Source organism: Streptomyces rapamycinicus NRRL 5491, from assembly GCF_024298965.1.
Taxonomy (GTDB): Bacteria; Actinomycetota; Actinomycetes; order Streptomycetales; family Streptomycetaceae; genus Streptomyces; species Streptomyces rapamycinicus.
On sequence record NZ_CP085193.1, the window covers coordinates 8261514 to 8288046 of the forward strand.

The 26533-nt window shown below is 68.6% G+C and carries 17 protein-coding genes, 1 other RNA gene, 1 pseudogene and 1 CRISPR repeat array; of the genes and pseudogenes, 15 read left to right on the plus strand and 4 right to left on the minus strand.

Translation table 11 applies throughout. From position 1 onward, the window contains the following. Window positions 1-183 precede the first annotated feature (183 nt). From LIV37_RS34590 to LIV37_RS34605, 4 genes are all read left to right on the plus strand, one after another. Window positions 184-1218 carry an ABC transporter substrate-binding protein gene (locus tag LIV37_RS34590; protein ID WP_020871727.1) on the plus strand — a complete coding sequence of 345 codons (1035 nt, stop codon included), beginning with the start codon at window positions 184-186 and terminating at the stop codon, window positions 1216-1218. A 100-nt stretch (window positions 1219-1318) separates the two neighbouring features. Continuing rightward, the gene (locus LIV37_RS34595) at window positions 1319-2167 is read left to right on the plus strand and encodes a Nif3-like dinuclear metal center hexameric protein (protein WP_020871728.1); all 849 of its coding nucleotides are present in this window, start codon (window positions 1319-1321) and stop codon (window positions 2165-2167) included. 39 nt (window positions 2168-2206) lie between these two features. Then, window positions 2207-2950, plus strand: coding sequence for a zinc ribbon domain-containing protein (locus LIV37_RS34600; RefSeq protein WP_121824173.1), 744 nt, complete (start codon window positions 2207-2209; stop codon window positions 2948-2950). A 4-nt stretch (window positions 2951-2954) separates the two neighbouring features. Then, window positions 2955-4130: a bifunctional RNase H/acid phosphatase gene (locus LIV37_RS34605; RefSeq protein WP_020871730.1), complete on the plus strand. Its 1176-nt coding sequence runs from the start codon at window positions 2955-2957 to the stop codon at window positions 4128-4130. 93 nt (window positions 4131-4223) lie between these two features. On the opposite strand, the gene eda is transcribed toward LIV37_RS34605, so the two are convergent. From eda to LIV37_RS34620, 3 genes are all read right to left on the minus strand, one after another. Beyond that, window positions 4224-4883: a bifunctional 4-hydroxy-2-oxoglutarate aldolase/2-dehydro-3-deoxy-phosphogluconate aldolase gene (gene eda / locus LIV37_RS34610; RefSeq protein ID WP_121824172.1), complete on the minus strand. Its 660-nt coding sequence runs from the start codon at window positions 4881-4883 to the stop codon at window positions 4224-4226. Window positions 4884-5041: 158 nt separating this feature from the next. Beyond that, the gene (yaaA, locus tag LIV37_RS34615; protein WP_020871732.1) at window positions 5042-5845 is read right to left on the minus strand and encodes a peroxide stress protein YaaA; all 804 of its coding nucleotides are present in this window, start codon (window positions 5843-5845) and stop codon (window positions 5042-5044) included. 223 nt (window positions 5846-6068) lie between these two features. Continuing rightward, window positions 6069-7757 carry a glycoside hydrolase family 13 protein gene (locus tag LIV37_RS34620; protein ID WP_121824171.1) on the minus strand — a complete coding sequence of 563 codons (1689 nt, stop codon included), beginning with the start codon at window positions 7755-7757 and terminating at the stop codon, window positions 6069-6071. 286 nt (window positions 7758-8043) lie between these two features. On the opposite strand from LIV37_RS34620, the gene rnpB reads away from it, so the two are divergent. The 10 genes and pseudogenes from rnpB to LIV37_RS34670 all read left to right on the plus strand — a co-directional run bounded on the left by rnpB (window position 8044) and on the right by LIV37_RS34670 (window position 22352). Next, an RNA gene (gene rnpB, locus LIV37_RS34625) (RNase P RNA component class A) lies at window positions 8044-8448 on the plus strand. Window positions 8449-9078: 630 nt separating this feature from the next. Next, entirely contained in the window at window positions 9079-9834 is a 756-nt protein-coding gene (locus LIV37_RS34630; protein ID WP_185058017.1) for a hypothetical protein, read from the plus strand. Between the two features lie 1135 nt (window positions 9835-10969). Then, entirely contained in the window at window positions 10970-15784 is a 4815-nt protein-coding gene (gene casA / locus LIV37_RS34635) for a type I-E CRISPR-associated protein Cse1/CasA (protein WP_158634873.1), read from the plus strand. Then, entirely contained in the window at window positions 15781-16620 is an 840-nt protein-coding gene (casB, locus tag LIV37_RS34640) for a type I-E CRISPR-associated protein Cse2/CasB (RefSeq protein ID WP_121824170.1), read from the plus strand. Before casA (LIV37_RS34635) ends, casB begins: the two co-directional genes overlap by 4 nt. Before the next feature lie 93 nt (window positions 16621-16713). Beyond that, window positions 16714-17922: a type I-E CRISPR-associated protein Cas7/Cse4/CasC gene (cas7e, locus tag LIV37_RS34645; RefSeq protein ID WP_020871737.1), complete on the plus strand. Its 1209-nt coding sequence runs from the start codon at window positions 16714-16716 to the stop codon at window positions 17920-17922. Further along, a complete protein-coding gene (gene cas5e, locus LIV37_RS34650; RefSeq protein WP_020871738.1) occupies window positions 17919-18698 on the plus strand; it encodes a type I-E CRISPR-associated protein Cas5/CasD in 780 nt (259 codons plus the stop codon). Before cas7e ends, cas5e begins: the two co-directional genes overlap by 4 nt. Beyond that, window positions 18698-19423, plus strand: coding sequence for a type I-E CRISPR-associated protein Cas6/Cse3/CasE (gene cas6e, locus LIV37_RS34655; protein WP_020871739.1), 726 nt, complete (start codon window positions 18698-18700; stop codon window positions 19421-19423). The genes cas5e and cas6e overlap by 1 nt, the downstream gene beginning before the upstream one ends. Further along, a pseudogene (gene cas1e / locus LIV37_RS34660) lies at window positions 19420-20352 on the plus strand (type I-E CRISPR-associated endonuclease Cas1e); the annotation flags it as partial. The gene cas6e and the pseudogene cas1e, both read left to right, overlap by 4 nt. 40 nt (window positions 20353-20392) lie before the next feature. Beyond that, window positions 20393-20755, plus strand: coding sequence for a type I-E CRISPR-associated endoribonuclease Cas2e (gene cas2e, locus LIV37_RS34665; RefSeq protein WP_121824169.1), 363 nt, complete (start codon window positions 20393-20395; stop codon window positions 20753-20755). A 117-nt stretch (window positions 20756-20872) separates the two neighbouring features. Beyond that, a CRISPR array of direct repeats spans window positions 20873-21265; the repeat unit is 28 nt; unit sequence GTGGTCCCCGCGCCCGCGGGGGTGGTCC. A gap of 769 nt (window positions 21266-22034) precedes the next feature. After that, window positions 22035-22352 carry a hypothetical protein gene (locus LIV37_RS34670; protein WP_202979594.1) on the plus strand — a complete coding sequence of 106 codons (318 nt, stop codon included), beginning with the start codon at window positions 22035-22037 and terminating at the stop codon, window positions 22350-22352. Between the two features lie 62 nt (window positions 22353-22414). Here LIV37_RS34670 and LIV37_RS34675 read toward each other — a convergent pair whose 3' ends face one another. After that, a complete protein-coding gene (locus tag LIV37_RS34675; protein ID WP_020871741.1) occupies window positions 22415-22594 on the minus strand; it encodes a hypothetical protein in 180 nt (59 codons plus the stop codon). Window positions 22595-24693: 2099 nt separating this feature from the next. Between LIV37_RS34675 and casA (LIV37_RS34680) the strand changes: the two genes are divergently transcribed. Then, window positions 24694-26418 (plus strand): type I-E CRISPR-associated protein Cse1/CasA, encoded by a 1725-nt coding sequence (casA, locus tag LIV37_RS34680; protein WP_243146110.1) that lies wholly within the window; start codon window positions 24694-24696, stop codon window positions 26416-26418. Window positions 26419-26533 lie beyond the last annotated feature (115 nt).

The window sequence follows — 26533 nt, forward strand, 5'->3', positions numbered from 1 at the left end:
GCCGAAGGCCGTAATGGGCCCACTCCACCCGTAAGTGTGGCTCTTGCCCGATTCGCCTGAGAGGTCGGGGGTGAATGTGCTGTAAGCGACGCGGGGATGGTTTGTGATTAAAGTAAGGCACACCTAAGTGCGATCGTCGCGCTCGTGGACACGGGCGTGCCCGGCTATCCCTGGAGCTCCGTCATGTCCCTGCGCGCCCGCGGCAGCGCCGCCCTCGCCCTCGCCCTGGCCGGGGCGCTCTCCCTCACCGCCTGCGGATCCTCGGACGACGGCGCGGACGGCGGCAAGCGCAACGGCGGGGGCGGGAAGTCCGTCGCCCAGGGCGGCAAGGACTTCGGCAAGGCGGCCGAGGAGACCGCGAAGCTGGGCACGGACGCCAAGTCGGGCGCGTTCCCCCGCACCATCACCCACGCGATGGGCAGGACCGAGCTCAAGAGCAAACCGAAGCGGGTCGTGGTGCTCGACGTCGGTGAGCTCGACAACGTGGTCTCGCTGGGGGTGAAGCCGGTCGGCTACGCCCCCTCCGAGGGCGACCAGGCCATACCCGACTACCTCGAGAAGGACGCCGGGAACCCGAAGAACGTCGGCACCATCAACAACCTCAACCTCGAGGCCATCAACGCCCTCCACCCCGATCTGATCCTCGGCAGCAAGCTGCGCGCCGAGCCGCTCTACGACGAGCTGAAGCAGATCGCCCCGACCGTCTTCTCCATCCGCCCCGGCTTCACCTGGAAGGAGAACTACCGCCTCAACGCCGCGGCCCTGGACCGCACCGCCGAGGCCGAGCGCAACCTCGACGCGTACGAGAAGAAGGCCGAGAAGCTGGGCGAGGACATCGGCGCCGACAAGCCGACGATCACCATGCTGCGCTTCATGCCGCAGGCCACCCGGCTCTACGCCAGGGCGTCCTTCATCGGCACCATCCTCCAGGACGTCGGTCTGCCGCGCCCGAAGAACCAGCAGATCAACGATCTCGCCGCGGAGATCGGCCCGGAGCGGATCGACGAGGCCGACGCCGACTGGATCTTCACCGGTGTCTACGGCGACCCCAAGGCCACCAAGCGGGACCAGGCGCAGTCCAACCCGCTGTGGAAGAAGCTGAAGGCGGTCAAGGCGGGCCGGGCCCGATCCGTCGACGAGGAGACCTGGTACCTGGGCCTCGGCGTCACCGCCGCCGACCGGGTCCTGGACGACCTGCGCGGCTACCTCGTCCACTGAGCCCGCCCCTTCGGGCCGTCGCGCGGATGGACTCGGGGCCGTCGCGCTGAGTGAAGGCCGGGGCAGGGCTCAGCCGTGATCCGGGAGGTAGCCTTGCCCCGTGCCCGCACTCAACGACGTCCTCGCCGCGCTCGACGCCCTCTGGCCGCCCGAGCGGGCGGAGCAGTGGGACGCCGTCGGCACGGTGTGCGGTGACCCCGACGCCGAGGTCACCCGCGTGCTGTTCGCCGTCGACCCGGTCCAGGAAGTGGCCGACGAGGCGGTGGACCTCGGCGCCGATCTGCTGATCACCCACCATCCGCTCTATCTGCGGGGCACGACCACGGTCGCCGCCGCCACCTTCAAGGGCCGGGTGGTGCACACCCTGATCAAGCACGACATCGCCCTGCACGTCGCGCACACCAACGCCGACACCGCCGACCCCGGCGTCTCCGACGCCCTCGCCGGCGCGCTCGACCTGCGGATCGTCGGTCCGCTGGTGCCCGACGCCACCGACCCCGAGGGCCGCCGCGGACTGGGCCGGATCTGCGAACTCGACCACCCCGAGACGCTGCGGGAGTTCGCCGGGCGCGCCGCCGCCCGGCTGCCCGCCACCGCACAGGGGATCCGCGCCGCGGGCGACCCGGACCGTAACGTCCGCCGGGTGGCCGTCAGCGGCGGCTCCGGCGACAGCCTCTTCGAGGCGGTGCGCGCGGCCGGGGCCGACGCGTTCCTCACCGCCGACCTGCGCCACCACCCGTCCTCGGAGGCGCGGGAACACAGCGATCTCGCCCTGCTGGACGCCGCGCACTGGGCCACCGAATGGCCCTGGACCGAGCAGGCCGCGGCCCAGCTGGACGAGATCTCCGACCGGCACGGCTGGGGTCTGCGGACGCATGTCTCCCGTATCGTGACCGACCCCTGGACGGCCCACGCGGCGGCCCCCGCCGCCCCTCGCTCGACTCCCTGACCTCGTTTCCGTCCCACTCGACTCCCCTGGAGCCCCACGCTGAATGCCGCGCCCGCCGATCAGATCCGCCTCCTCGACGTCCAGGCGCTCGACGTCCGGCTGTCGCAGCTCGCGCACAAGCGCAGGACGCTGCCCGAGCACGCCGAGATCGAGAGGCTGAACGCCGATCACACCCAACTGCGCGACCTGCTCATCGCCGCGCAGACCGAGGAGAGCGACACCGCCCGCGAGCAGACCAAGGCGGAGCAGGACGTGGAGCAGGTGCGCCAGCGCGCCGCCCGCGACCAGAAGCGCCTGGACTCCGGAGCCGTCACCTCGCCGAAGGACCTGGAGAACCTCCAGCACGAGATCGCCTCCCTCGCCAAGCGCCAGGGCGACCTGGAGGACGTCGTCCTGGAGGTCATGGAGCGCCGGGAGTCCGTCCAGGAGCGGGCCGCCGAGCTGACCGAGCGGGTGGAGTCCCTCCAGTCGAAGATCGGCGACGCCACCTCGCGCCGGGACGCGGCGGCCGAGGGGATCGACGCCGAGATCGCGACCGCCACCAAGGAGCGCGAGGTGATCTCCGGGGCCGTCCCCGCCGATCTGCTGAAGCTCTACGACAAGCTGCGCCAGCAGCAGGGCGGCGTCGGCGCGGCCCGGCTCTACCAGCGGAGCTGCGACGGCTGCCGCCAGGAGCTCGCCATCACCGAGCTCAACGAGGTGCGCTCGGCCGCCCCCGACACGGTGCTGCGCTGCGAGAACTGCCGCCGGATCCTGGTCCGTACGCCCGAGTCGGGGCTGTAGGCCGATGGCGCGGCGCTTCATCGTCGAGGCGGACGGCGGGTCCCGGGGCAACCCCGGGCCGGCCGGCTACGGCGCCCTCGTGCGCGACGCCGAGACCGGTGAGACGCTCGCCGAGGTGGCCGAGTACCTGGGCACCGCGACCAACAACGTGGCCGAGTACAAGGGCCTGATCGCCGGGTTGCGGGCGGCCTGCGCCCTGGATCCGGCGGCCGAGGTCCGGGTGCGGATGGACTCCAAGCTGGTCATCGAGCAGATGTCGGGCCGCTGGAAGATCAAGCACCCGGATATGCGGCCGCTCGCCGCCGAGGCCAAGGGGATCGCCCCGCCCGGCCAGGTGAGTTACGAGTGGATCCCGCGCGAGAACAACAAGCACGCGGACCGGCTCGCCAACGAGGCGATGGACGCGGGCAAGCGGGGCGAGCAGTGGCGGCCGAAGGTGCCGCCCGGCGGCACACTGGCGCCGGGCGCGCCGGAGGCCGCCGCACCCGCCGACGACGCCCTCGCCGAGCCCGCCGCCACGGGGGCCCCGGCGGTGGGCTGGGGTTCGGCGGATCTCGGCACACCCGCCACGTTCGTCCTGCTCCGGCACGGGGAGACCCCGCTCACCCCCGAGAAGCGCTTCTCCGGCAGCGGCGGCACCGACCCCGCACTCTCCGACGTGGGCCGCCACCAGGCCGAGCGGGTGGCGGCGGCGCTCGCCGCACGCGGCACCATCCAGGCCGTCGTCGCCTCACCGCTGCGGCGCTGCCGGGAGACCGCCGAGGTGGTGGCCCGCCGCCTGGGCCTGGACGTCGGCGTCGAAGAGGGGCTGCGCGAGACGGACTTCGGCGCCTGGGAGGGCCTGACCTTCGCGGAGGTCAAGGAGCGCTACCCGGACGACCTGGACGCCTGGCTGGCCTCCACGGAGGTGGCCCCCACCGGCGGCGGCGAGAGCTTCGCGACGGTCACCCGCCGGGTCGCGCTCGCCCGCGACAAGCTGATCGCCCGTCACCCGGGCCGTACGGTGCTGCTGGTCACCCATGTGACCCCGATCAAGACGCTGGTCCGGCTGGCGCTGGGTGCCCCTCCGGAGTCCCTGTTCCGCATGGAGCTCTCGGCGGCCTCGCTGACGGCGGTGGCGTACTACGGGGACGGGAACGCGTCGTTGCGGCTGCTGAACGAGACGGCGCATCTGCGGTAGGGGCCGACCGCGGTGGCGGTCACGGTGCCGACCGCGGTAGTTGTCACGGTGCCGGTCGCGGCGGTTCTGTCACGGTGCCGGTCGCGGCCACCGTCACCGCCGCAGCGCCGCCGCCTCCCGGGCCAGGGACTCGACCCGGGCCCAGTCGCCCGCCTCGAGCGCGTCCGGCGGCAGCATCCAAGTGCCGCCCACGCAGCCGACGTTGGGGAGGGACAGGTACCCGAGGGCGTTCGAGGCGTTGACCCCGCCCGTCGGGCAGAAGCGGGCCCGGGGGAGCGGCGAGGCCAGCGCCTTCAGATACGCGGTGCCCCCGGCCGCCTCCGCCGGGAAGAACTTCATCTCCTCGACCCCGCGCTCCAGCAGCGCCACGACCTCCGAGGTGGTCGAGACCCCCGGCAGATACGGCAGCCCGGACGCGTCCAGCGCCCCCAGCAGCCGGTCCGTCCAGCCGGGCGTGACCAGGAAGCGCGACCCGGCGGCGACGGCCGTCTCCACCTGCTCCTGGGTCAGGACCGTACCGGCGCCGACGACCGCGTCCGGGACCTCGTCGGCGATCGCCCGGATCGCGGCCGCGGCGGCGGGCGTCCGGAAGGTCACCTCGATCGCGGGCAGCCCGCCCGCCACCAGCGCACGGGCCATCGGAACCGCGTGGGCCACGTCATGGACGACGACCACGGGGATGACGGGGGCGAGGTCGAGCAGCGAGGAATCCGGGGAACCGGGGGAGGGCGCGGTGCTAGTCACGGCGTCCATCCTGCCTGTGGTGCGGCGCACCGCGCAATGGCGGTTGCGCATGCCGCAACGGACGCGTACGGAGTGGCGGCGGGGCCGGGCCCTCCGCCCAGTCCGGAACGGGCGGCCCGCCCCGCACCACCGCCCGATCGCGTACCCACCTACACCTCCGTCACTACCTACACCTCCGTCACCACCACATCCAGCCCCCACGCCCGGCCCACCCGCTCCGGCGGCGCCGACTCCACCACGTACCCCAGCCCGCGCAGCGCGTCCACGAGCTCGCCGGGGCCGTCCGGTTCGGCGCCCGAGGTCAGCAGGTCCCGTACCATCCGGCCCTTCGTCGCCTTGTTGAAGTGGCTGACGACGGACCGCTTCTCGACCCCGTTCACGGTCTTCGACTGGAGCACCCGCACCGTCGCCGTCCGCTCCGCGACCGCGCCCTTGGGCTTCCACGCCGCCGCGTACGCCGCCGAGCGCAGGTCCAGCACCAGCCCGTCCCCGGCGGCCTCCGGAAGCACCTCGGCCATCGGGGTCCGGGTCCGCCAATACGTTCCGAGCGCGCCGAGCCCCGGGAGCCTCACGCCCATCGAGCAGCGGTAGGAGGGGATGCGGTCCTCGATCCGTACGGCGCCCCACAGCCCGGAGAACACCAGCAGCGACCGCTCCGCCCGGCGGCGGGCGGGAGCGGGCAGTGTGGCCAGCCCGAGCGCGTCGTACAGCACACCGGTGTAGATCTCCCCGGCGGGCCGCGCCGCGGCCTCCCGCAGCGCCGCGTTCTTGGCGATCTCGCCGCGCAGCCCCTCGCTGAGCCCCAGCGCCTCCGCGGCCTTCCCCTCGTCGCCCGAGCAGAGCGACACCAGCTCATCCAGCACCTCCGCGCGCGCCTCGCCCAGGCCCGGCAGCGACAGCGATCCCAGGTCCAGCGGGGACCCGGCGCCTCCTGTGGCCTTTCCCTCGGACGGGGGCAGCAGCACGAGCACGGTCTCTCCTCGAAGGTCGGATGGTCGTCGGCGACGGGGCGCGGGGCGGGCCCGGAAAACCCGGGCCCGCCCCGCCCCGCAGCCTACGGCCTCCGGCCGAGCGGCCTCGCCCCGGAATCCGGTGAGGTTCGGGTGCGCCCCGAAGGGGCGCGGGGAACTGCGCGACCGGCCACGACGCGGCCGCAGACGCACGACGGCCCTTCGCGGCACTTCCCGCAAGCGCTCAGCGCAGCCAAACCGTGGTCCGCACCGGCACCCGCCCCCCATCAAGCGGCCCGCTGGCCAGCACCACTTCCAGCCCCTCCGGCAGCGGCACCGGAACCGCCGAGAGGTTGCTGAGGCTGTGCCAGCCGGTGGAGCGCCGGAAGTGCAGCACCCCCGCGCTCAGCTCGGCCACCGAGCCGACCCACTCCACGCCCTCGTCGCCGCCCAGCGCGCGGCGCAGCCGCAGCGCCTCCCGGTACAGCTCCAGCGTGGAGCCCGCCACCCCGTTCTGCGCCTCGACCGAAAGCTCGCCGAAGTACTCCGGCTGCGGCAGCCAGGAACCCCCCGCGCCGAAGCCGAACGACGGGCCGGACCGGGTCCACGGCAGCGGCACCCGGCAGCCGTCACGGCCCTTGATCCGTCCGCCGCTGCGCTCCCAGGTCGGGTCCTGGAGCGCATCCCGGGGCAGGTCGGCCACCTCCGGCAGGCCCAGCTCCTCGCCCTGGTACAGATACGACGACCCCGGCAGCGCGAGCATCAGCAGCGTCGCGGCGCGGGCCCGGCGCAGCCCCAGCTCCCGGTCGGCCTCCGGCTCCCGGCCGTCGGCGAGCAGCCACGCCTCCCGGCCCGCCCGGCTCAGCTCGTCGGGGAGCGCCAGCCGGGTGGCGTGCCGGATCACATCGTGGTTGGAGAGCACCCAGGTGGCCGAGGCACCGGCCGTACGGGCGTCGTGCAGCGCGCTGTCGATGGCGGTGTGCAGCGCGGGCGCGGACAGCGGGGTGTAGAGGAAGTCGAAGTTGAACGCCTGGCCCAGTTCGTCGGGGCCGGCGTACGGCGTGCGGCGGGAGTTGCGTACCCATGCCTCGGCCACGGCGATCCGCGGCGGGTCGTACTCGTCCAGCACCTTGCGCCACGCGCGGAAGATGCCGTGCACCTCATCGCGGTCCCACAGCGGATGGCTGCCGTCCTCGGGCAGTTCGTCCGGGTCGTAGCCCCGTACGTCCCCGATGTCGCGCAGCGGTTCGGCCAGGTCCTTGGCCAGGCCGTGGGCCACGTCGACGCGGAAGCCCGCCACGCCGCGGTCGGACCAGAAGCGCAGCGTGGTGAGGAAGTCGGCGCGCACCTCCGGGTGGTCCCAGTTCAGGTCCGGCTGTTCGGGCGCGAACAGGTGCAGATACCACTGCCCGTCGGGCAGCCGGGTCCACGCCGGGCCGCCGAAACAGGAGATCCAGTCGGTGGGCGGGAGCGAGCCGTCCGGGCCGCGCCCGTCGCGGAACACGTATCGCTCCCGGGCGGCGGAGCCGGGCGCCGAGCGCAGCGCCTCCTGGAACCACGCGTGGTCGCTGGAGGTGTGGTTGGGCACGATGTCGACCATGACCTTCAGCCCGAGCCGGTCCGCCTCGGCGACCATCCGGTCGAAGTCGTCCAGGGTGCCGAGGCGCGGGTCGACATCGCGGTAGTCGGCCACGTCGTAGCCGCCGTCGGCGAGCGCGGACGGATAGAACGGGCTCAGCCAGACGCAGTCCACGCCGAGGTCGGCGAGGTACGGCAGCCGGGAGGTGACACCGGGCAGGTCGCCGATGCCGTCCGCGCCTGAGTCGGCGAAGCTGCGGGGGTAGATCTGGTAGAAGACGGCCTGCCGCCACCAGTTGGGGTCCGAGGGCTGAAGCGTCACGTGGTCCTCGCGGTGATGGGTACGGGCGGGGATGCGGATCCAGAGCGGATACCTGGTCCTCTACCCCGTTTCCCGGCACCGCCGCGGCAGCCGTCCCCCGGGGCAGCCGTCCCCCGGGGCGGCCGTCCCCCGCGGCAGCCGTCCCCCGGGGCATCCGTCCCCCGGGGCAGCAGGGCCCCGCCCACCCCGCCGCGGGCCGGGAACCCGGCGCCCCGGGACCGGCACACCCCACAACCCCTGACGCCGGCCCCCGGCCCCCGACCCGACCGGTGGCGACCGGGGCGGGCCGCCCTCCGGGTATCATGGTCAACACGGCGGACGAGCCGGCCGGGCGGTCGCGTCGGGGTCCTCAGGGCCCCGCCGAGGAACGTCCGGGCTCCACACGGCAAGGTGGTGGGTAACGCCCACCCGGGGTGACCCGCGGGACAGTGCCACAGAAAACAGACCGCCGGACGCCGCGAGGCGACCGGTAAGGGTGAAACGGTGGTGTAAGAGACCACCAGCGTCCGAGGTGACTCGGACGGCTCGGTAAACCCCACCTGGAGCAAGGTCAAGAGGAGCCGCCGCACGGCGGCTCTGCGCGGACGACCGAGGGCTGCCCGCCCGAGTCCGCGGGTAGACCGCACGAGACCGGCGGCAACGCCGGTCCTAGATGGATGGCCGCCTCCCCGAGGGCCGCGAGGCCCCCGGGAGACAGAACCCGGCGTACAGGCCGACTCGTCCGCCGCCATGGCTCTGACCAGGGAGTATGCCCTGCTCGGGGCCCTCGGGCATACCACTGCACTTCCCTCCTCTACCTGGGAGTTCCCGGGAGTTCCCGCGCGAGTGTGCACGCGTTGTGCACTGGGTCTGCTTGCTTGCATCCTCGCCCAGGCCGCTGGGCGAGGGTGTCTGCGCATGCTCGGAGAGCATCGCCGGACCCACGACTCCCCTCGAGCTCCGGACGGCATGCGCGGTATCCGCACGCTTCGGCTACGCCGTGAGCTTCTCTGCCTCCACCACCGAACGGGAAGGGGGGCGCTGAGCTGATGGCGATCACTGAACATCGCGGTTCTGCGTCATACGTCGGTTTCGGCAGTACTGCCTGGCCGAGGCAGTACCTGCTGAGCGCCGACGATCACCATGAGCAAGCGAGTGTGCCTCGCCGCGCACGCGCCGCAGGTTGCAGTACTCGGCAGGGCACCACACAGAAGGATGACCCCACTGACCTGCAGAATCTGATCGGCAGGCTGGGTATCAAGGGAAGCTTTGAACCCGGAGCGTGGGGCGGAGCAGGCCGATGAATGGCGAGAGGTCGACACACGCCAGCGGCCGGGAGGGGGCTGTTTTCGAGCGGGCGGTCACGCTTCGGGCAGTGACGCTGATCATGGCTGCGGTGGTGGGGCTGACGTTTTTGTTCGGCTTCGGCAATGTATGGACCCTGGCGCTGAGGTTGGGCGTGCCGCCGTGGGTGGCGCCCCTGGTGGCCCCGGCAGTGGATCTTTCTGTGCTGGGATTGCTGCTGGGTACGCGGTTCCTCGCTCTGCAGGGTGCGAGTCGGGAGCAGCTTCGCCCCGCGCGTCGGTTGTTGGTCTTCTCCAGCCTGATGACCTTGGCGCTGAATGTGACGGATCCGCTGCTGGCCGGTCAGAACGGGAAAGCCGCATTTGACGCGGTCGGACCGTTGCTGCTGATCGGTTGGGCAGAGGTGGGTCCAGGGCTCCTACAGGCCATCAGCGGTGTCGGGAGCGCGACATCCGTCCAGGAGTGCCCTGTGGAACGCGCTGCAGAGATAAGCGAGTCGGAGAGAGCCAACGTCGACCAATCGAACGGCCTGAACGACGATGATCAGCAAGGTGAGCTCAGGTATGGCGTGGACGATCTCTTTGAGCGTGCCCTGGCAGAAGACGCGTGGCATTGGGAGGCGTATCAACGGCCGATCTCGGCTGAGACGCTGCGGAAGCGACTGCACATTGGTGCTGCCAGGTCCCGGATGCTGGTGGCCGCTGTGCGTTCGACAAGGACCGATCATCTGGCGGTCGAGGCATCATCTGTCGAGGTCGGCCGTTCAAGCGCTCAGCCTCGCGGCCAGATCGACGGTGCGGGTGAGGAGGGACTGGCGGACGAGTGATCCTTCCGCATGATGCAAAGTGAGGAGATCTCCTTGATTAGCTCCGACATTGACCGACGCACCACGCGCGCCGGAGGAACTGTGGGTATCTGCTTCGCCCAGAAACTGGCTTGGGGCAACAAGGTCAATAAGGACTTCAACCCACCGATGTCTTCTGGAGTTCGGACTGCTCACAGCCAGTGGGCGAGGCCTTAACGACATGGCGCAAGCATCTTCATGACCGCGGAGAAGAGCCGGTCGAACCTCCTATGTCTTGCTGCCATCACCGAGATGAACGGTCTCGGCCTTCAGACCAAGTCCATCAGAAGATCGTCAAGGATCGCGAGCGCGTCTATGTGCGGAACGAGCGCGGAGCCGCTGTGTCACGGACGCCTCGGAGGGCTGATGCCTCACTGCTCATCCCCGTTCCTGCTGTCACGAGCCGTGACGTGACGTGGGCCGACGCGGGGTCACCGGCAGACACGGTCATTGCCTCGTGAACTCGGACAGCAGTAGCAGCGGCGTTCCTGCCGCAGCCGTACCGGTGACGTCTCCGGCTGGACTGTCGCGAAGGCAGAAGAAGTTGAACTGGGAGGCTGCTGCTGCACTTAACCTCTATGAAGAGGTGCCGGACATGACGGGGCATCGGGCGCTAGGCTGCTCTCTCAGCGGGCATAGAGCAAGCCACCGTGCAGCGCTGTGTCCGCACGTGAAAAGCCGGACCCGTCAGTTCCTTCCCGATGGTCGCGGGAGGGGCGGGTCCGGCCTGTCTAAGCCACAGGCAATGACTAAGACTGGAGGATCTTACTCTTGATCGTCGAATACGCAGCTGGCAGCTCGCCTGAGCCTTGGGCGCAGCCTCTTTGGCACGGTCTGCCGGTCGCAGTGATCACTTCCTTCCCATCCACGCCGTCCCCGTACGCGCCGTGGGTGTGGGGTGCCGTGGTGGTGATCGTCGTGCTGTTGCTTCGGCCCTGGGCCGCCCAGCAGCGCTTGGCCTGACGTACATAGCGGGGGCGTCGGCGGCAGTCGTGGCTGGCGTGGGCGCTCCCGACCCAACACGCCCCACGTGTACGCCCGTATCGACGGCTCAGTACCACCTCGCCGCCCAGGTCTGGGCAGTTTTGCCGCGTCGCGTGCGCGGGGAGGGGGAGACATGCCTCATGTGCCTCTGAGTTCGCATCCGGCTGATGAGAGGGGTCCGTTCACCGAGTTGTCCGCTGCTGCGCGGGTGGTGTGGGCGAAGTACGAGCGAAAAACGGACAGTTGGCTTCCGTTGTGGCGCCATATGGCGGACAGCGGGGCTGTAGCCGGGATGCTGTGGGAACACTGGGTTCCCCGGTCCATCAAGGAGTCGGTGGCCGAGGCACTGCCGGCAGGTGAGACAGATGCGCGGATGCTCGTAGGGTTTTTGGCGGCCGTCCACGATGCCGGCAAGGCCACCCCTGCGTTCGCCTGTCAGGTTGAGGCCTTGGCAGCGCGGATGCGGGATGCCGGGCTGGAGATGCCGCTTGCCCGGGAGTACGGAGAGGACCGGCGGTTGGCGCCGCACGGGCTGGCCGGGCAACTGCTGCTGCAGGAGTGGATGTCCCAGCGATTCGGCCTTCGCGGCCGGGTATCTGGACAGTTCGCCGTCGTAGCGGGCGGGCACCATGGCACGCCTCCTGATCATCAGCACATTCACGATCTTCAACTTCGTCCGCACCTGCTGCGGCATCCAGGGTCGAGCGAGAACGTATGGCGCCGAGTGCAGTACGAGCTGATGGACGCCTGTGCTGCATGGGTTGGTGTGACGGAACGACTGCCGGAGTGGCAGGAGGTTCGGCTGGCTCAGCCGGTGCAGGTGATCCTGACCGCTGTGGTGATCGTTTCGGACTGGGTCGCCAGTTCTGCCGAGTTGTTCCCGTATGACCCGGAGACCTGGCAGCCCGCCGGTCCGGTGGGTGAGCAACGCCGGTTGCGGGCTGCCTGGGAGGGGTTGGATCTGCCGGCGCCGTGGCACCCGGAGGAGCCTTTGGAGGCTGTCGAGCAGTTGTTCGCCCAGCGGTTCCCCCGGCTCAAGGATGCGGCGATCCGGCCGGTTCAGGCCGAGGCTGTTCGGGTGGCGCGTGCGATGCCGACGCCGGGGATGGTGGTGATCGAGGCGCCTATGGGCGAGGGGAAGACCGAGGCAGCTTTTGCTGCGGCGGAGGTCTTGGCCGCTCGGTCCGGCGCAGGTGGTGTGCTGGTGGCACTGCCCACCCGGGCCACAGGGGACGCCATGTTTCCCCGGTTCCTTGATTGGCTGGGCAGGTTGCCTGACGGTGAGGTGGGAGGCGATGGTCGGCGGTCCGTCGTTTTGGCTCATGCCAAGGCAGCGCTCAATGAGTTGTGGGCGGGGTTGCTACGCCGAGGGCAGCAGGCCATCGTCGCCGTTGATCTCGATGGACAGGAGCAGGACGGCGTAGGTTCTGCCAAACCCTCTGGCCTCCACGCTCATCAGTGGCTGCGTGGACGTAAGAAGCAACTCCTGGCTTCGTTCGCGGTAACGACCATCGATCAACTGCTGTTTGCCGGCCTGAAAAGCCGGCACCTGGCGCTGCGGCATCTTGCGGTGGCGGGCAAGGTCGTCATCATCGATGAGGCGCACGCCTATGACGCGTATATGGGACGGTATTTGGACCGGGTGCTGGAGTGGCTGGCAGCGTACCGGGTGCCGGTCGTTCTGCTGTCTGCCACGTTGCCGTCAGACCGAAGGCGTGCCCTGGTAACGGCCTATGCTGCTTCATCTGGCGCGGGCGTCGAGACGGGCGTTGACGCCTACCCTCTGATCACTGCTGTCTCCCCGGGGCACCCGGTCCTCACGGCTCGCCCCTCTGCCGCCTCGGGGCGGCTGCTCCGTGTGGTCTTGGAGCGGCTGGACGATGACGTGAGCGTGCTGGCCGACCGGCTGGAGCGGGAGCTGGCCCTGGGTGGCTGCGCGTTGGTCGTGCGTAACACCGTGGACCGTGTGTTGGAGGCGGCGGACGTTTTGAGGGAGCGTCTGGGCACGGAAGCGGTCACCGTGGCGCACTCGCGGTTCCTTGCGGCTGACCGGGCTGCGAAGGATGCCGAGTTGGTTCGGCGGTTTGGGCCGGATCAGCAGGAGCGTCCGTCGCGCCATGTGGTGGTCGCCAGTCAGGTGGCGGAGCAGTCGCTCGACATCGATTTCGATCTGCTGGTCACGGATCTGGCTCCGGTGGATTTGGTCCTTCAGAGGATGGGGCGGCTGCACCGGCACCGGTGGCGTCGGCCGCCCCGTCTGGCGCAGCCGCGTTGTCTGGTTACTGGTGTGGACTGGGTGGCCACTCCGCCCTCGCCGGTCAAGGGAACTCGTGCGGTCTATCGGAGCGAATACGCCCTGCTGCGTTCGCTGGCTGTGCTCGGCCCGTACCTGGACGGAGTAGCTCTGGAGTTGCCGGACTGCATCAGCCCGCTGGTGCAGACGGCGTACGGGGAGCAGCCAGCCGGTCCCAGTGCGTGGTCGCAGCAGATAGCGGAGGCCCGTGTCGCGCACGAGCAACTGCTGGCTGAGAAGAGGGAGAAGGCCGGGGGTTTTCTGCTCGATTCGGTCGCGCGGGCCGGGCGGCCACTGTATGGGTGGCTAGAGGCTGCCGCCGGTGACGTGGACGACAGTAGTGCGGGACGTGCCCAGGTGCGGGACAGCGCGGAGACTTTGGAAGTGCTGGTCGTCCAGCGGCAAGCCGATGGACGGCTGACCACCGTGCCGTGGCTGAACAGGGGACGCGGCGGTTTGGAGTTGCCCACAGATTTCCCGCCGAGTCGGCGTGCGGCCGAGGCGGTGGCCGCCAGTGCGCTCACGCTTCCGGGGCGTTTCAGCACGCCCTGGATGATCGACCGGGTCATCACGGAGCTGGAGCAGTTCCTGGTTCCTGCCTGGCAGGTGAAGGAGTGCCCGTGGCTGGCAGGAGAGCTGATTTTGGTGCTCGACGCCGATTGTCAGACCCGTCTGGCAGGCTTCCTGCTCACCTACAGCCGTGCCGATGGACTGCGGGTGACGGCCCCTGGCGTGCTCATACCCGGTACAGGAGCAGCCGGTGAGGGGGTGGGTGCGTACGAGGACGGATGTGTGAGTAAGGAAGGGAACCACAGTGAGCGACGCCAGGGAGCAGGCGCAGTCGACGCCGAGTTCGACGCCGCTGCTGTTATCCGGGTACGCACGGAGGGCTCGGAGGGAACTGTGATGAACGAGGGGCCTGCGGAGGCGGTCGGGCCTCCGTCTTTCGATCTGGTCTCCGCGCCATGGCTACCGGTGCAGCGAGGGGACGGGACGGTAGAGGAGGTCTCCCTGCTCGGTCTGTTCGAACAGGCGGATTCCCTACGGCGGCTGGTAGGGGATGTTCCCACCCAGGAGATCGCTCTGCTGCGAATGATGCTTGCGATCTTGTACGACGCGTTGGACGGCCCCGCAGAGGTGGAAGACTGGGAGGATCTCTGGCTGTCGTCTAACGCGTTTTCCGCAGTCCCCGCTTATCTCGAACAGCACCGGGACCGATTCAACCTGTTCGACCCCGAGCGGCCGTTCTATCAGGTCGCCGGCTTGCGGACGGAAAAAGGCGAGGTCGCGCCGCTCAGCCGGATCGTCGCGGACGTGCCCGTGGGCGAGCCGTTCTTCGCCATGCGGCGGCCCGGCGTCGCTTCCCTCTCATACGCGGAAGCCGCACGGTGGCTCGTACACGCCCACGCCTACGACACCTCCGGTATCAAGTCCGCCATGGTGAACGACGAGCGGGCGAAAGCCGGAAAGGTCTACCCCCTGGGCGTAGGGACGTTGGGGAATCTCGGGGGAATCCTCGCCGAGGGAGCCACGCTCCGAGAGACCCTGCTGCTCAACCTCATCGCTCTGGAGGAGGCAGGGGCCGAGGCTGACAGCAGGGCCGGGGAGGACATGCCGGTCTGGCGGCGATCCGCCCCACTAGGAGCGGGAGAACGCAAGCACGCGTCCGGGCCCCCGCACCCCGCAGGGCTGCGGGACCTGTACACCTGGCAGTCCCGGAGGATCCGCCTGCATGCGGAAGGCGGCGTGGTCACCGGGGTGGTGCTCGGCTATGGCGACCCGCTGACGCTGGCCGAGCCCTGGAAACTCGAGCCGATGTCGGGCTGGAGGCGCAATGAGGCCCAGGAGAAGAAGCAGGGGCGCACTCCGGTGTACACGCCACTGCGGCATGACCCGAGCAGGGCGGCGTGGCGAGGACTGGGTTCCCTGCTCCCGGCCCGTCGGCAGGTAGCGGACGAAGGGAAAGGCGGTGAGCCGGCCCCCGTCCTGCGCTCCGGAATTGCCCGCTGGTTTACGCGGGTGATCATCGCCAGCGAGATCGACCCTGGAACGTTGGTCCGGTTGCGTTTCGTCGGTACGGTGTACGGCACCCAGCAGTCAGTGATTGACGAGATCGTGGACGACTCCGTGCTCCTGCCGGTGGTCACCCTGCACGAGGCGAACCCGGTATTCGGCGCCGCCGCGGTCGACGCCGTCAGCGACGCGGAAGACGCTGTGCGCGCCCTAGGCCAGCTCGCCGGGAATCTGGCCCGCGCCGCCGGAAGCGCCCCCGCGACGCCCATCGCCACCGCCCGAGACATGGGCTTCGGCGCCTTGGACGGCCCCTACCGGGCATGGCTGAAGGATCTGCTGGCCTTCCCCGACCTGGAGATCGCCCGCCAGCAGTGGCGGGATACGGTCCGCGAGCGTCTCGAGCGACTCAGCCGACAACTGCTCACCTCAGCGGGGCCAGCAGCCGATGAAGGACGACTGATCGACGCCCCAGGGCAGGGCGGCCAGCTGATGGATGCCGGCCGAGCCGAGCTGTGGTTCCGAGCCCGCCTGCACAAGGTCCTGGGCCCGCCGCCGAGCCGGCGCAAAACGACCGCTCCGGTGCCCGCCCAGCCAGGCGGCACTCGATTCGCCGCCCCCAACCGCGCGAAGAGAGCACGATGACCACAACGACACAAGGGACCAAGCCCGCTTCTGCCGTGCAGGAGCGCGACACCAATGACCCGCATCGCCAATCTGTGCCTCGCTCGGCAGCCCTGCGGACTGTCAACCGGTTGCAGAGCGGCTACCGCAGGGACAATCCGGCCGCGGTTGCGGCAGTCGCGCGGCTGCGGCGGGAAGCTGGCCGCGATGTCTATGCCTCGCCCTCGAGCTGGGGTCTCGATGTCCTTGCGGACCTCACCGAGCTTCGAGAACAGCGCAGGCAAGAAGACCAAGAAGGCAACGACCCGTCGCGGTACCTGTCGCGCGAGATCAGGCGACGGCACGAAACGCGAGAGGAGCGCGAGGACCGCGCGGTCCATCTCGCTGTGACCCTCTGGGCACTTCACCAGCAGTCCCTTCGGGATGAACCGATGCACGTCCCCGGCTGGTCTCTGGGCCGCGCCGTACGACGGCTGGCAGATGGCAAGCGGGGCTTGAAGGACCTGACCCGCCCGCCCACCAACAGCCCGGCATCTCGACCGGTGGCGGATGTCAATTCACCCATTCGAACCCGCTTTGTGCGCATCGGAACATCGGTCGATTTCGACATGCTTAGCCGTCGGCTGCGCGAAGTGGTAGTGCTGCTGCGCAACGCTCGCATCCCCCTGGACTACGGGCTGCTTGCCGATCAGCTCAATTACTGGCAGGACGAGGCGAGCCAGGGCGACGTCAGGCGCTCCTGGGGCCGTGACTTCCACCGCGCCTACATCACCTCTGCGACAGACGGCGACGAAGAGGCCACGCCTGACGCTGCTGTCCAGGCCCCGGACGCACTGGCCGACGAGGCGGTCGAGTAGTCCGCGCCCGCCAGCCGCGACGCGGCCGCGACACCGCTCCCCCTGCTGCGCCCCCCAAAAAAAGCAGTATTGCTTGAAAAGAAACGGACCACGATGACCCGCACCATCCTCGACATCCACATTCTCCAGACCGTTCCGCCGAGCAATCTCAACCGGGACGACACAGGAACTCCCAAGTCGGCGTACTACGGAGGGGTCCGCCGTGCACGAGTTTCCAGCCAGGCATGGAAGCGCGCGACTCGTAAAGCGTTCAATGACCTGCTGCCCCCTGAAGAACTCGGTGTCCGTACCAAGAAGGTCGCCGATGCTCTTGCCAAGCGGATCCGCGCCCGGGCTGACTCCCTGCCCGCGGTGGCCATCGAGCTGGCTACCGAAACGCTGAAGGTGGCCACCGGCACTAAGATCGACGTGCCGAAGCGGAAGGGAAAGAACGACGAGGAGCCGACCGCCTCCCCCACCTCCTCTTACCTGATGTTCCTCAGTCAACGGCAGTTGGACGCCCTGGCCGAGCTGGCGATCGAAGGCAGCGGAACAGACGGGGACGTCGACACGCTCACGGAACACTTCAAGAAGAAGGAGAATAAGGCCAAGGCCCGACAGGCGGTCGACTCCAGGCACTCGGTGGACATCGCTCTCTTCGGGCGCATGGTCGCCGACTCTGCCGACCTGAACGTCGAAGCGGCCACACAGGTGGCGCACGCCATCAGCGTCCACAAGTCGGAGATCGAGTCCGATTACTACACCGCAGTGGACGACCTGAGTACTGACGAGGAATCCGGGGCCGGCATGATCGGCACCGTCGACTTCAACTCCGCCACGCTGTACCGCTACGCCGCCCTGGACGTCGACGAGTTGCAGCACAACCTCGGCCTCGGACTTCGAGACGATGAATCACCGAGTACCCCAGTAGAGAAAGCGGTCGGCGCGTTCCTGGAGGCGTTTATCACATCACTGCCGACCGGGAAGATCAACACCTTCGGCAACCACACGCTGCCCTCCGCAGTGATCGTAAAGCTCCGCGGCCGCCGCCCGGTCAGCTTCGCCGGAGCCTTCGAGGAGCCTGTTCCGCAGGGGGCAGGTGGCGGATACCTGCGGGAAAGCTGCCGCCGTCTTGCCTCCTACGTGCCGGACCTGGAGAAGCAGTACGGGATCGAAACCAAGGACGACCACAGCTGGGTCTTCCGCGTCGGCGACGAGACCGAGGAGCTTTCTCGGCTCGGCGAGCGAGTGTCCCTGGAGGTTCTGATGCGCGACGTGAGTGCGGCGGTGGCACAGCGGCTCATGCCCGGAGCCGGGGCATGACGGTGATGCTGCTGCGGCTCGCCGGGCCCCTTCAGTCCTGGGGCTCCACTGCCCGCTTCGCCCGCCGCAGCACGGAAAACGCGCCCACCAAGAGCGGAGTACTGGGCCTCCTCGCCGCCGCCGAGGGCAGGCCTCGCGACGCGGACCTCTCCGACCTTGCCGCGCTGCGTTTCGGCGTACGGATCGACCAGCCCGGCTCGCGCCTCCGTGACTTCCACACTGCCCACCACGCCGACTCGGACAAAGCCATGCCCCTTTCCGAGCGGTTCTACCTTGCTGATGCCGTCTTCATCGCCGGCGTCGAAGGAGACAGGGCGTTGCTGCAGCGCCTGTACCAGGCTCTGCGCGCTCCGCGCTTCCTGCCCTATCTCGGACGGCGCTCCTGCCCTCCTTCCCTCCCCATCGACATGGGCCCACCCTTCGAAGACGCCCTTGAGGATGCTCTGCGCACTGCGAAATGGCAGGCATCCCGCTGGTACCGGCGGCAGCTGGAGCGCGCCGCCGACATGAGGACTTCGACCGGCCCCGTGGACCTGGACGTACTGATCGACTGTCCACCGGGCGAGGCGCCGCACCTCTCCCTTCGGGACGCCCCGGTGAGCTTCGATCCACGGCACCGGCAATACACACTGCGGGGCGTCCTCACCGACCACTCCGCCCCACCGCCGCCTGCGCGGCGCGGTGTGCCAGCGCCGCATGATCCCACCTCCGTGCTCCGCCCCCTCGACTCGCCCAACAGCACCACAACGGCAGAGAACTCCCCGAGGACCAGCTGATGTACCTGACCCGCTTCCGCATCAACACCGCCCGCTCCGGCGCTCGTCGGCTTCTCGGCTCCCCGCACGCCATGCACGGCGCCGTCAACATGGCCTTTCCCAACCCATCAGCCCGCGACGGACAAGGGCCACGGGTGTTGTGGCGCGTGGACCCACAGGCTGCTGGACGCACCGACCTGCTCATCGTCAGCCCCGGCCGCCCTGACCTGACACACCTCGTCGAACAAGCAGGCTGGCCCGGTTTGGAACAACCGGGATGGACCACCTTCGCTTACAAGGAGTTCCTCGACCGCCTCGCCATAGGAGACACCTGGGGCTTCCGGCTCACCGCCAACCCCGTCCACGACATCCACAAACCAGGAGACCCTGAAGGGGCCCGCACCAAACGGACGGCACACGTCACCCCACGCCACCAGATCGGCTGGCTCCTCAAACGGCAGGAACAGGCCGGTTTTGAAATCGTGTGCACGCCCCCCGAACGCCAGCTGACCCAGCGGGGCCACGAACACCAAGTCATCGTGCACAATCGGATGCCCCTGCAGTTCCGCAAGAGGGATGCAGCCGGTTCCTCCCGGCACAACGTCCGCTTCACCCGAGTCACCTTCGACGGTCGCCTGCGCATCACCGACGCCGACGCCTTCCGCCGTACTCTCACCCACGGACTCGGCAAAGCCAAGGCATACGGCTGCGGCCTCATGACTCTGGCTCCCGCGCGGGCATCATGAGTACCGTCGGTCAACGCAGCGCCTCCTCGCCACAGGAACTCACCCGAGTCGGCGACCGGATCTCCTTCATCTACCTGGAACGCTGCACGATTCACCGCGAGGACAACGCCATCACAGCCACGGACTCGGACGGAGTTACCCACATCCCCTCCGCCACGATCGGGACCCTGCTCCTTGGCCCCGGCACCCGCGTGACCCACCAAGCCATGTCCGTGCTCGGGGAATGCGGAGCCGGCGTGGTATGGGTCGGCGAACAAGGCGTGCGCTACTACGCAGGCGGCCGGGCCCTCACCCGTTCATCTCGCCTCGTCGAAGCGCAGGCCACAGCCTGGGCAAACCGCCGCACCCGGCTCGAGGTAGCACGCGCCATGTACCGCCTGCGTTTCCCCGAGGACGACCCCTCGACCCACACCCGCCAGGAACTGCTCAACATGGAGGGGCGCCGGGTCAAGGAGTGCTACCGTCACGAATCCGCCCGTACCAAAGTCCCCTGGCGTCGACGTGAGTACCATCAAGGCAACTTCGCCGCTGGCGACCCTGCCAACCAAGCCGTTACCGCGGCCGCCCAGTGCATGTACGGCATCGCCCACGCCGTAGTGACCGCACTCGGTTGCTCACCAGGGCTCGGCTTCGTGCACTCCGGACACGAACGATCCTTCGTCCTGGACATCGCCGACCTCTACAAAACAGACATCGGCATCCCTGCCGCATTCGACGCAGCAGCTCAAGGCCAAGAAGACGTAGCATCCCGCACCCGTCGAGCGCTCAGAGATCGCATCAACGAAACAGGCCTCCTCAACCGGTGTGTACGAGACATCAAAAGCCTCCTCCTTGCCCCCGACGGCACCCAGGCACCAGACAACACCACAGATCAGGTAACACTCCAATCCGACCGTGACCAACTCGTAGCGAGTGGTCGCAACTACGGCACCCCAGATTCCGGAAACGCCCATGGGAGGAACCGATCTGGTGACAGTTATCGTCCTCGCCAACTGCCCCGTAGGACTACGCGGCTTCCTCACCCGCTGGCTCCTGGAAGTCTCCCCCGGCGTCTTCCTGGGCTCTCCCTCCGCCCGCGTACGGGACATCTTGTGGGAAGAAGTCCGCCAGTACAGAGGCAAAGGCCGGGCCCTACTGGCCTACCAGACCCACAACGAACAAGGCTTCACCTTCGCCACCCACGAGCACGCCTGGCAACCCACCAATCACGAGGGCCTCACCCTCCTGTATCGACCGACAGTTCAGACCTCCGCGCCTAGCAGCCGACCCGCTGACCAGCCACGCCAAGGCTGGAGCAAAGCAGCCAAAAGGCGACGTTTTGGGAATCGGTGACACGAACGGACTGAGTACGGTCCTGCGGCAACGAGACGACCTGCCAGAGAAATGTCCGTTTCCGTGAGAGTAAGTAAAATCCACTCAGTCACGACGTGAAACAGCAGATCACGACGTGTGGTCCCCGCGCCCGCGGGGGTGGTCCCTCAACGACCCGGCCCAGCGCCGTCGGGGTACCGTGGTCCCCGCGCCCGCGGGGGTGGTCCCGACTTCGCGCTATCCGTCTCCGTCACCAACTGGTGGTCCCCGCGCCCGCAGGGGTGGTCCCCAACCCGCGCAGAACGGCACGTGGGGCCGGACGTGGTCCCCACGCCCGCGGGGGTGGTCCCGACCTGATCGACCTCACGATCCGTACGGACGAGTGGTCCCCGCGCCCGCGGGGGTGGTCCCATCCGACCACAGATCCAGCAACGCCAGCGAATGTGGTCCCCGCGCCCGCGGGGGTGGTCCGCCTCACACCGGATGTGAGCGTCGCCGACATGGTGGTCCCCGCGCTAGCGGGGGTAGTCCCACACACAGCCCCACCACCGCGCCGAAACCGTGCTGGTCTCCACACCCGCAGCGATGGGACAGCTCCCAGCGGGCATCCGTCACGCATTCTGTACTGTCGTGGTTACCAGGCCCGTACTGGTGGCCCCTGGGATGCCTCAATTTGAGGGATGACCAAAGGGACGCCCACTCGTGCGGCGGTCCCGGCCTCAAAGTCGTGGGTACGCTTCAGGGCGAGTAGTCCCCGTGAGTGCGGGGGTGGCCCCTGGGATGCTGCAGGCGCCGAGGAGCTGAACAAATGGTCCCCGCGCCCGCGGGGATAGGTGACCCCGTCACCTGCGCTCAGTGTGTGACGCGGTTGCGTCCTCGGAAGTGGTGTACGGGTTCCGCCTGATCCAGGCGTTTGTCTGGGCGTCGGAGTGTATGCCTGCATAGAGAGACGGCCATCGGCTGACCCTGCCGCGACACGACTGCTCCCCGCGCCCGCGGGGATGGTCCCCACATAAAGTCCGCGGGTCTGCTGAACAAGGTCTGCTCCCCGCACCCGCGGGGATGGTCCCACCAACTCGTCCGGCAACAAGTCCGGGAAGCGCTGCTCCCCACACCCGCGGCAGGGCGCCACGCAGAAGGATGGCGATCCTCACCTGCGGAATTTCGTCGGCAGGCTGGTGATCAAGGGCAGTTTCGTACCCGTGTCGTGGGGCGGGGTGGGCCGATGAATGGTAAGGGGTCGACACGCGTCGGTGGCCGGGCGGGGGCTTCTTTCGAGCGGGCGGTCACTCTTCGGGCGGTGACGGGGATCATGGCGGCGGTGGTGGGGCTGACGTTCTTGTTCGGCTTCGGCAATGTGTGGACTCTGGCGCTGCGGTTGGGCGTGCCGCCCTGGGTGGCGCCTCTGGTGGCTCCGGCAGTGGATCTTTCTGTTTTGGGGCTGCTGCTGGGTACGCGGTATCTCGCGCTGCAGGGTGCGGGTCGGGAGCAGCTCCGGCCGGCGCGCCGGCTGTTGGTCTTCTCCAGCCTGATGACCTTGGCTTTGAACGTGACGGACCCCTGCTGGCGGGTCAGAATGGCAAGGCCGCTTTCGATGCGGTCGGGCCGTTGCTGTTGATCGGTTGGGCAGAGGTAGGTCCGGGGCTTTTGCAGGCCATCAATGGTGCCGGGGGGCGGACGTCACGTGAGTCCGAGAGGGTAGATGTCCCGGAGTGTCCCGAAGGTCATGTTGCGGTGATGGCCGAGCAGGAGAGTGCCGATGGCGACCAGCGGTATGGCCAGGTCCTGGCGGAAGATGGTCAACTCGGGGCTGATGGGGACGGTCTTCTGGAGCGTGCGGTGGCAGAAGATGCGTGGCATTGGCAGACGTATCAGCGGCCAATCTCAGCTGAGACGCTACGGAAGCGACTACACGTTGGGGCGGCCAGGTCCCGGATGTTGGTGTCCATGGTGCGCTCGGCAAGGATCGGTAACGTGACGATGGAGGCGTCGTCTGCCCAAAGTGATTCTTCAACTCCGCAGCTGGGTCACCAAGCTGCCAGTGTGGGCGAGGAGGGGTCGAGGTAGAAGGGCCCCTGTGGTGCCCTGCGGCGGGGCCTCCGTAGGTGTTGCGGCGGCGTTGCTACTTCGTGTCGTTTCACGCCAAGGCGGGGGAGCGACTCATGTTCTTGCGAAATGATTTGGACGGTGTCGAAGCCGAAGAATTTGCGGGGTGGATCTCGAAATACATATGCCCGGAATGCCGGGCTTCGTGAGGGACCTGCTGCCAGATAGACATGCAGGTCACGGAGTCTGCTCCCCGCGCCCGCGGGGATGGTCCCCCTCCGGCTTTGTCCCAGAGGTTGAAGAAGAGCTGCTCCCCGCACCCGCGGGGATGGTCCCTCGGCGCCCAGCTCGCCGCGTGAGGGCAGCCGCTGCTCCCCGCACCTGCGGGGATGGTCCCGACCGTGCATGGGTGGCCGGTGGCGTACTGGCCTGCTCCCTGCACCCGTGGGGATGGTCCCAAGCCCCGACCACCTTCCGGGTTAGGGGGATGCTGCTCCCCGCGCCCGCGGGGATGGTCCCCCGCCGGGCCGATGTTCAAGATCAGCGTGGTCTGCTCCCCGCACCTGCGGGGATGGTCCCATCCACGACCACACAGCGATGATCAAGGCCGCCTGCTCCCCGCACTCGCGGGGATGGTCCCATCCACGACCACACAGCGATGATCAAGGCCGCCTGCTCCCCGCACTCGCGGGGATGGTCCCATGGAGAACACGGCCATGACCGGCACGAATCCCTGCTCCCCGCACCCGCGAGGATGGTCCCCTTCGTGAACGACAACAGTAGGCCAGCACACCTGCTCCCCGCACCCGCAGGGATGGTCCCAACCGATGGCCGCCCCTGGACGGCGGCCACAGCTGCTCCCCGCATCCGTGGGGATGGTCCCGCAGGCTTGATGCCGTTCGCCCACAGCCATGTGCTGCTCCCCGTACCCGCGGGGATGGTCCCGTCCCGGCGGTGCGCAGCCCGCCCCACAGCATCTGCTCCCCGGGCTTGCGGGGATGATCCCGGTCCGCCGTAGTACAGCGGGTCGGAGGTGTCCTGCTCCCCCGCATCTGCGGGGATGGTCCCACGTCAGAGTCTGGCTGGTCGACAAGGAAGGCATGCTCCCCGCATCCGTGGGGATGGTCCCGCCGTGAGGAGGACGCCCGACTTGGCGTCGGTCTGCTCCCCGCACCCGCTGGGATGGTCCCTCCGTTCGCGTGGCCGACGCCATCGTCCGCAACTGCTCCCCGCACCTGAGGGGATGGTCCCGGCGCGGCAGGCGTCCGGTCCGGTCCGAACAGCTGCTCCCCGCGCCCGCGGGGATAGTCCCGAGTACGTCGAGTACACCCCGAAGAAGGCAACTGCTCCCCGCACCCGCGGGGATGGTCCAAGACCACCAAGGACTTTGCGGGCGGGCTGGACTGCTACCGCACCCCCGGGGGGGCCAAGTGATCGCTCTGGAGAAGGTGGCCGCGTCGGCCTGCTTCCCGGGTCTGGGGTGGTGTCGAAAGGGGAGGCACATGGCCTTGAAGGCTTGCTGCTCCCCGCGTCTGCGGGGTCGTCCCGGGCCCGCCTCTGTCGGATTGGATCCCGTTGGCGCGGGCTCCATATAGCGCACGACGGATGCGGCGCCTGGGAATTACTCCGCTGGTCGCAGGGCCAGCCGCCTCTCAGGTTGGCGCCAGCCTGCGGGTAAGCGTTGTACCGAGGGCGGGCGCGGGCCTCACCCGAGCTCACCCCCGGTGGTCCCCGCGCTCGCGGGGCCAACCCGCTGTGAAGACGTAGGAACGGAACATCCCCGACCCGCGATGGTGCGCTGGCGAGTAAGACTGGGGCAGGTGGATTCTGGCATTCATCATGCGGAGCCGTGGGCTGGTGTGCAAGGCTGACGCCACGTGCAAGACGAAGGAAATTGGGAGGGGAGCCCAATTTTGTTCAGTTTGCTGGATGAGCCGTGGCTGTCTGCGAGGACTGTCGGCACAATTGCAGGGGGAGGGGTGCAGGGCGGGCTTGGTCCGGTCGAGAAGGCTGGCGTTCGGCGTCTCCTTCTGAGCGCAGATCAGTTCCAGGACATCGTGGTCGACCTGCCCACGCAGAAGCCCGCGATCTTCCGCCAGTTGCTGTTGCCGATCGTCGTTGACGCTCTCGGTCCGCCTGCGGATGCCGCCGAGTGGTTGGATATGTTCCGTGCGGGGGCCTTCTCGCCTCAGCAGCGTGCAGCCTTGACCGCTTACCTGGATAAACACCGCCAGTCCTTCGATCTGCTCGATGCCGTCGATCCCTTCGCTCAGGTGGCGGGGTTGCACACGGCGAAGGGTGAGACCAAGGGATCAAGCCTGCTGGTCGCCACAGCCGCTACGGGTAATAACGTGCCGTTGTTCTCCTCCCGCACTGAGGGCGATCCGCTGCCGCTCACCCCGGCGCAGGCAGCCCGCTGGCTGGTCCATACGCACTGCTGGGACACGGCCGCCATCAAAACAGGTGTCGTCGGTGACCCGCAGGTCAAGACAGGCAAGACGACCGGTAACCCAGTCGGGCCCCTGGGGCAGCTGGGCGTCGTCATGCCGGTGGGGCGCACCATCTTTGAAACTCTCCTGTTGAACATCCCCTTCGGTCAGGCTCCGCTTTCGGATGACCTGCCGCAATGGCGGCGGCGCGCCGTCGAGGGCAGGGTCGAGGACACGCTGTCGTGTGCCACGCCTGCTTGGCAGATCCGCCCGTCCCGTGGGCTGCTGGATGTGTGGACGTGGCAGGCACGGCGTATCCGGCTTGTCCCTGAGGAAACTCAGGCGGGAGTGCGGGTCCAGCGAGTCATTGTCGCAGCTGGTGACCGGCTCGATACCGCGCCCGATCACGAACCGCACACCTCGTGGATTGTCGAGAGCGCAAAAGCCCGGAAGAAGCAGGCTGGAAAGCCTGGGGCGGCATCCGCTGTACGCCCTCGTCGGCATCAGCCAGGCAGGGCGGCCTGGCGTGGTCTGGAGGCCCTGCTGGCCGTCAGCTATGTCAGCGAACAGCGAGAGGCGACGGACACTCAGGCTGGTTTCCATACCAGCGTCCTGCTTGATCAGCTCAGTGTGGTGCGGGAAGGATTGCCTCTGGGGTATCCGCTGCGGCTGGAGCTGACCGGCATGGTCTACGGCATTCAATCATCGGTTATTGAAGATGTGTTCTTCGATGAGATCCCGCTGCCACTGGCCGCGTTAAACCCGGACGGCATCATCTTCGGCTGTGTGCTGGAGGCTGTGGCGCAGGCAGAGAAGCTTGCCGGTGCGGTGAACAATCTCTCCTCCGACCTGCGGCGGGCCGCTGGCAGTGAGCCGATCCCCTGGGACAAGGGACAGCGCCCGGGTGAGACCCTGCTGCACGCTCTCGATCCGTTGGTGCGCCGCCTGCTGGTCGGGCTGCGTGAGGTCGGTGAGGATTTCGACCGGTCCGAGCAAGGGCTCGAGGCGTGGGAGGAGAAAGCCGGGCGGGAGACATGGAAGGTAGCCGAGCAGGTCTTCTCCGCCACGGCTCCCAGTCTCTTCAGCGGCCGGATCGTGGCCAAAGACGGCAAGGAGCGCGCGTATCGGCTCAGCACTGCCGAGCGCGGATTCCGAGACCGGATGGACGCGATCCTCACCCGCCGGGCTGCTCGACGTAAGGCGGCCTGAGCGCTGGCTGCGGCAGATCGGCGTAGGACACCACCACCATCGAGATCTCCGTAGGAAGGGTGCACGCTGTGCCCACCACCCCTGACCCCACCAGCACCTCGACGACCTCCATTAC

Excerpts from the sequence above, each read along its gene's own strand:
- LIV37_RS34605 (WP_020871730.1), top strand. The coding sequence starts at position 2,955 with ATGGCGCGGCGCTTCATCGTCGAGGCGGACGGCGGGTCCCGGGGCAAC.
- casB (WP_121824170.1), top strand. The coding sequence starts at position 15,781 with ATGACCACAACGACACAAGGGACCAAGCCCGCTTCTGCCGTGCAGGAG.
- LIV37_RS34590 (WP_020871727.1), top strand. The coding sequence starts at position 184 with ATGTCCCTGCGCGCCCGCGGCAGCGCCGCCCTCGCCCTCGCCCTGGCC.
- cas5e (WP_020871738.1), top strand. The coding sequence starts at position 17,919 with ATGACGGTGATGCTGCTGCGGCTCGCCGGGCCCCTTCAGTCCTGGGGC.
- cas7e (WP_020871737.1), top strand. The coding sequence starts at position 16,714 with ATGACCCGCACCATCCTCGACATCCACATTCTCCAGACCGTTCCGCCG.
- cas6e (WP_020871739.1), top strand. The coding sequence starts at position 18,698 with ATGTACCTGACCCGCTTCCGCATCAACACCGCCCGCTCCGGCGCTCGT.
- eda (WP_121824172.1), bottom strand. The coding sequence starts at position 4,883 with ATGGACGCCGTGACTAGCACCGCGCCCTCCCCCGGTTCCCCGGATTCC.
- LIV37_RS34675 (WP_020871741.1), bottom strand. The coding sequence starts at position 22,594 with ATGCCACGCATCTTCTGCCACCGCACGCTCCAGAAGACCGTCCCCATC.
- casA (WP_158634873.1), top strand. The coding sequence starts at position 10,970 with ATGCCTCATGTGCCTCTGAGTTCGCATCCGGCTGATGAGAGGGGTCCG.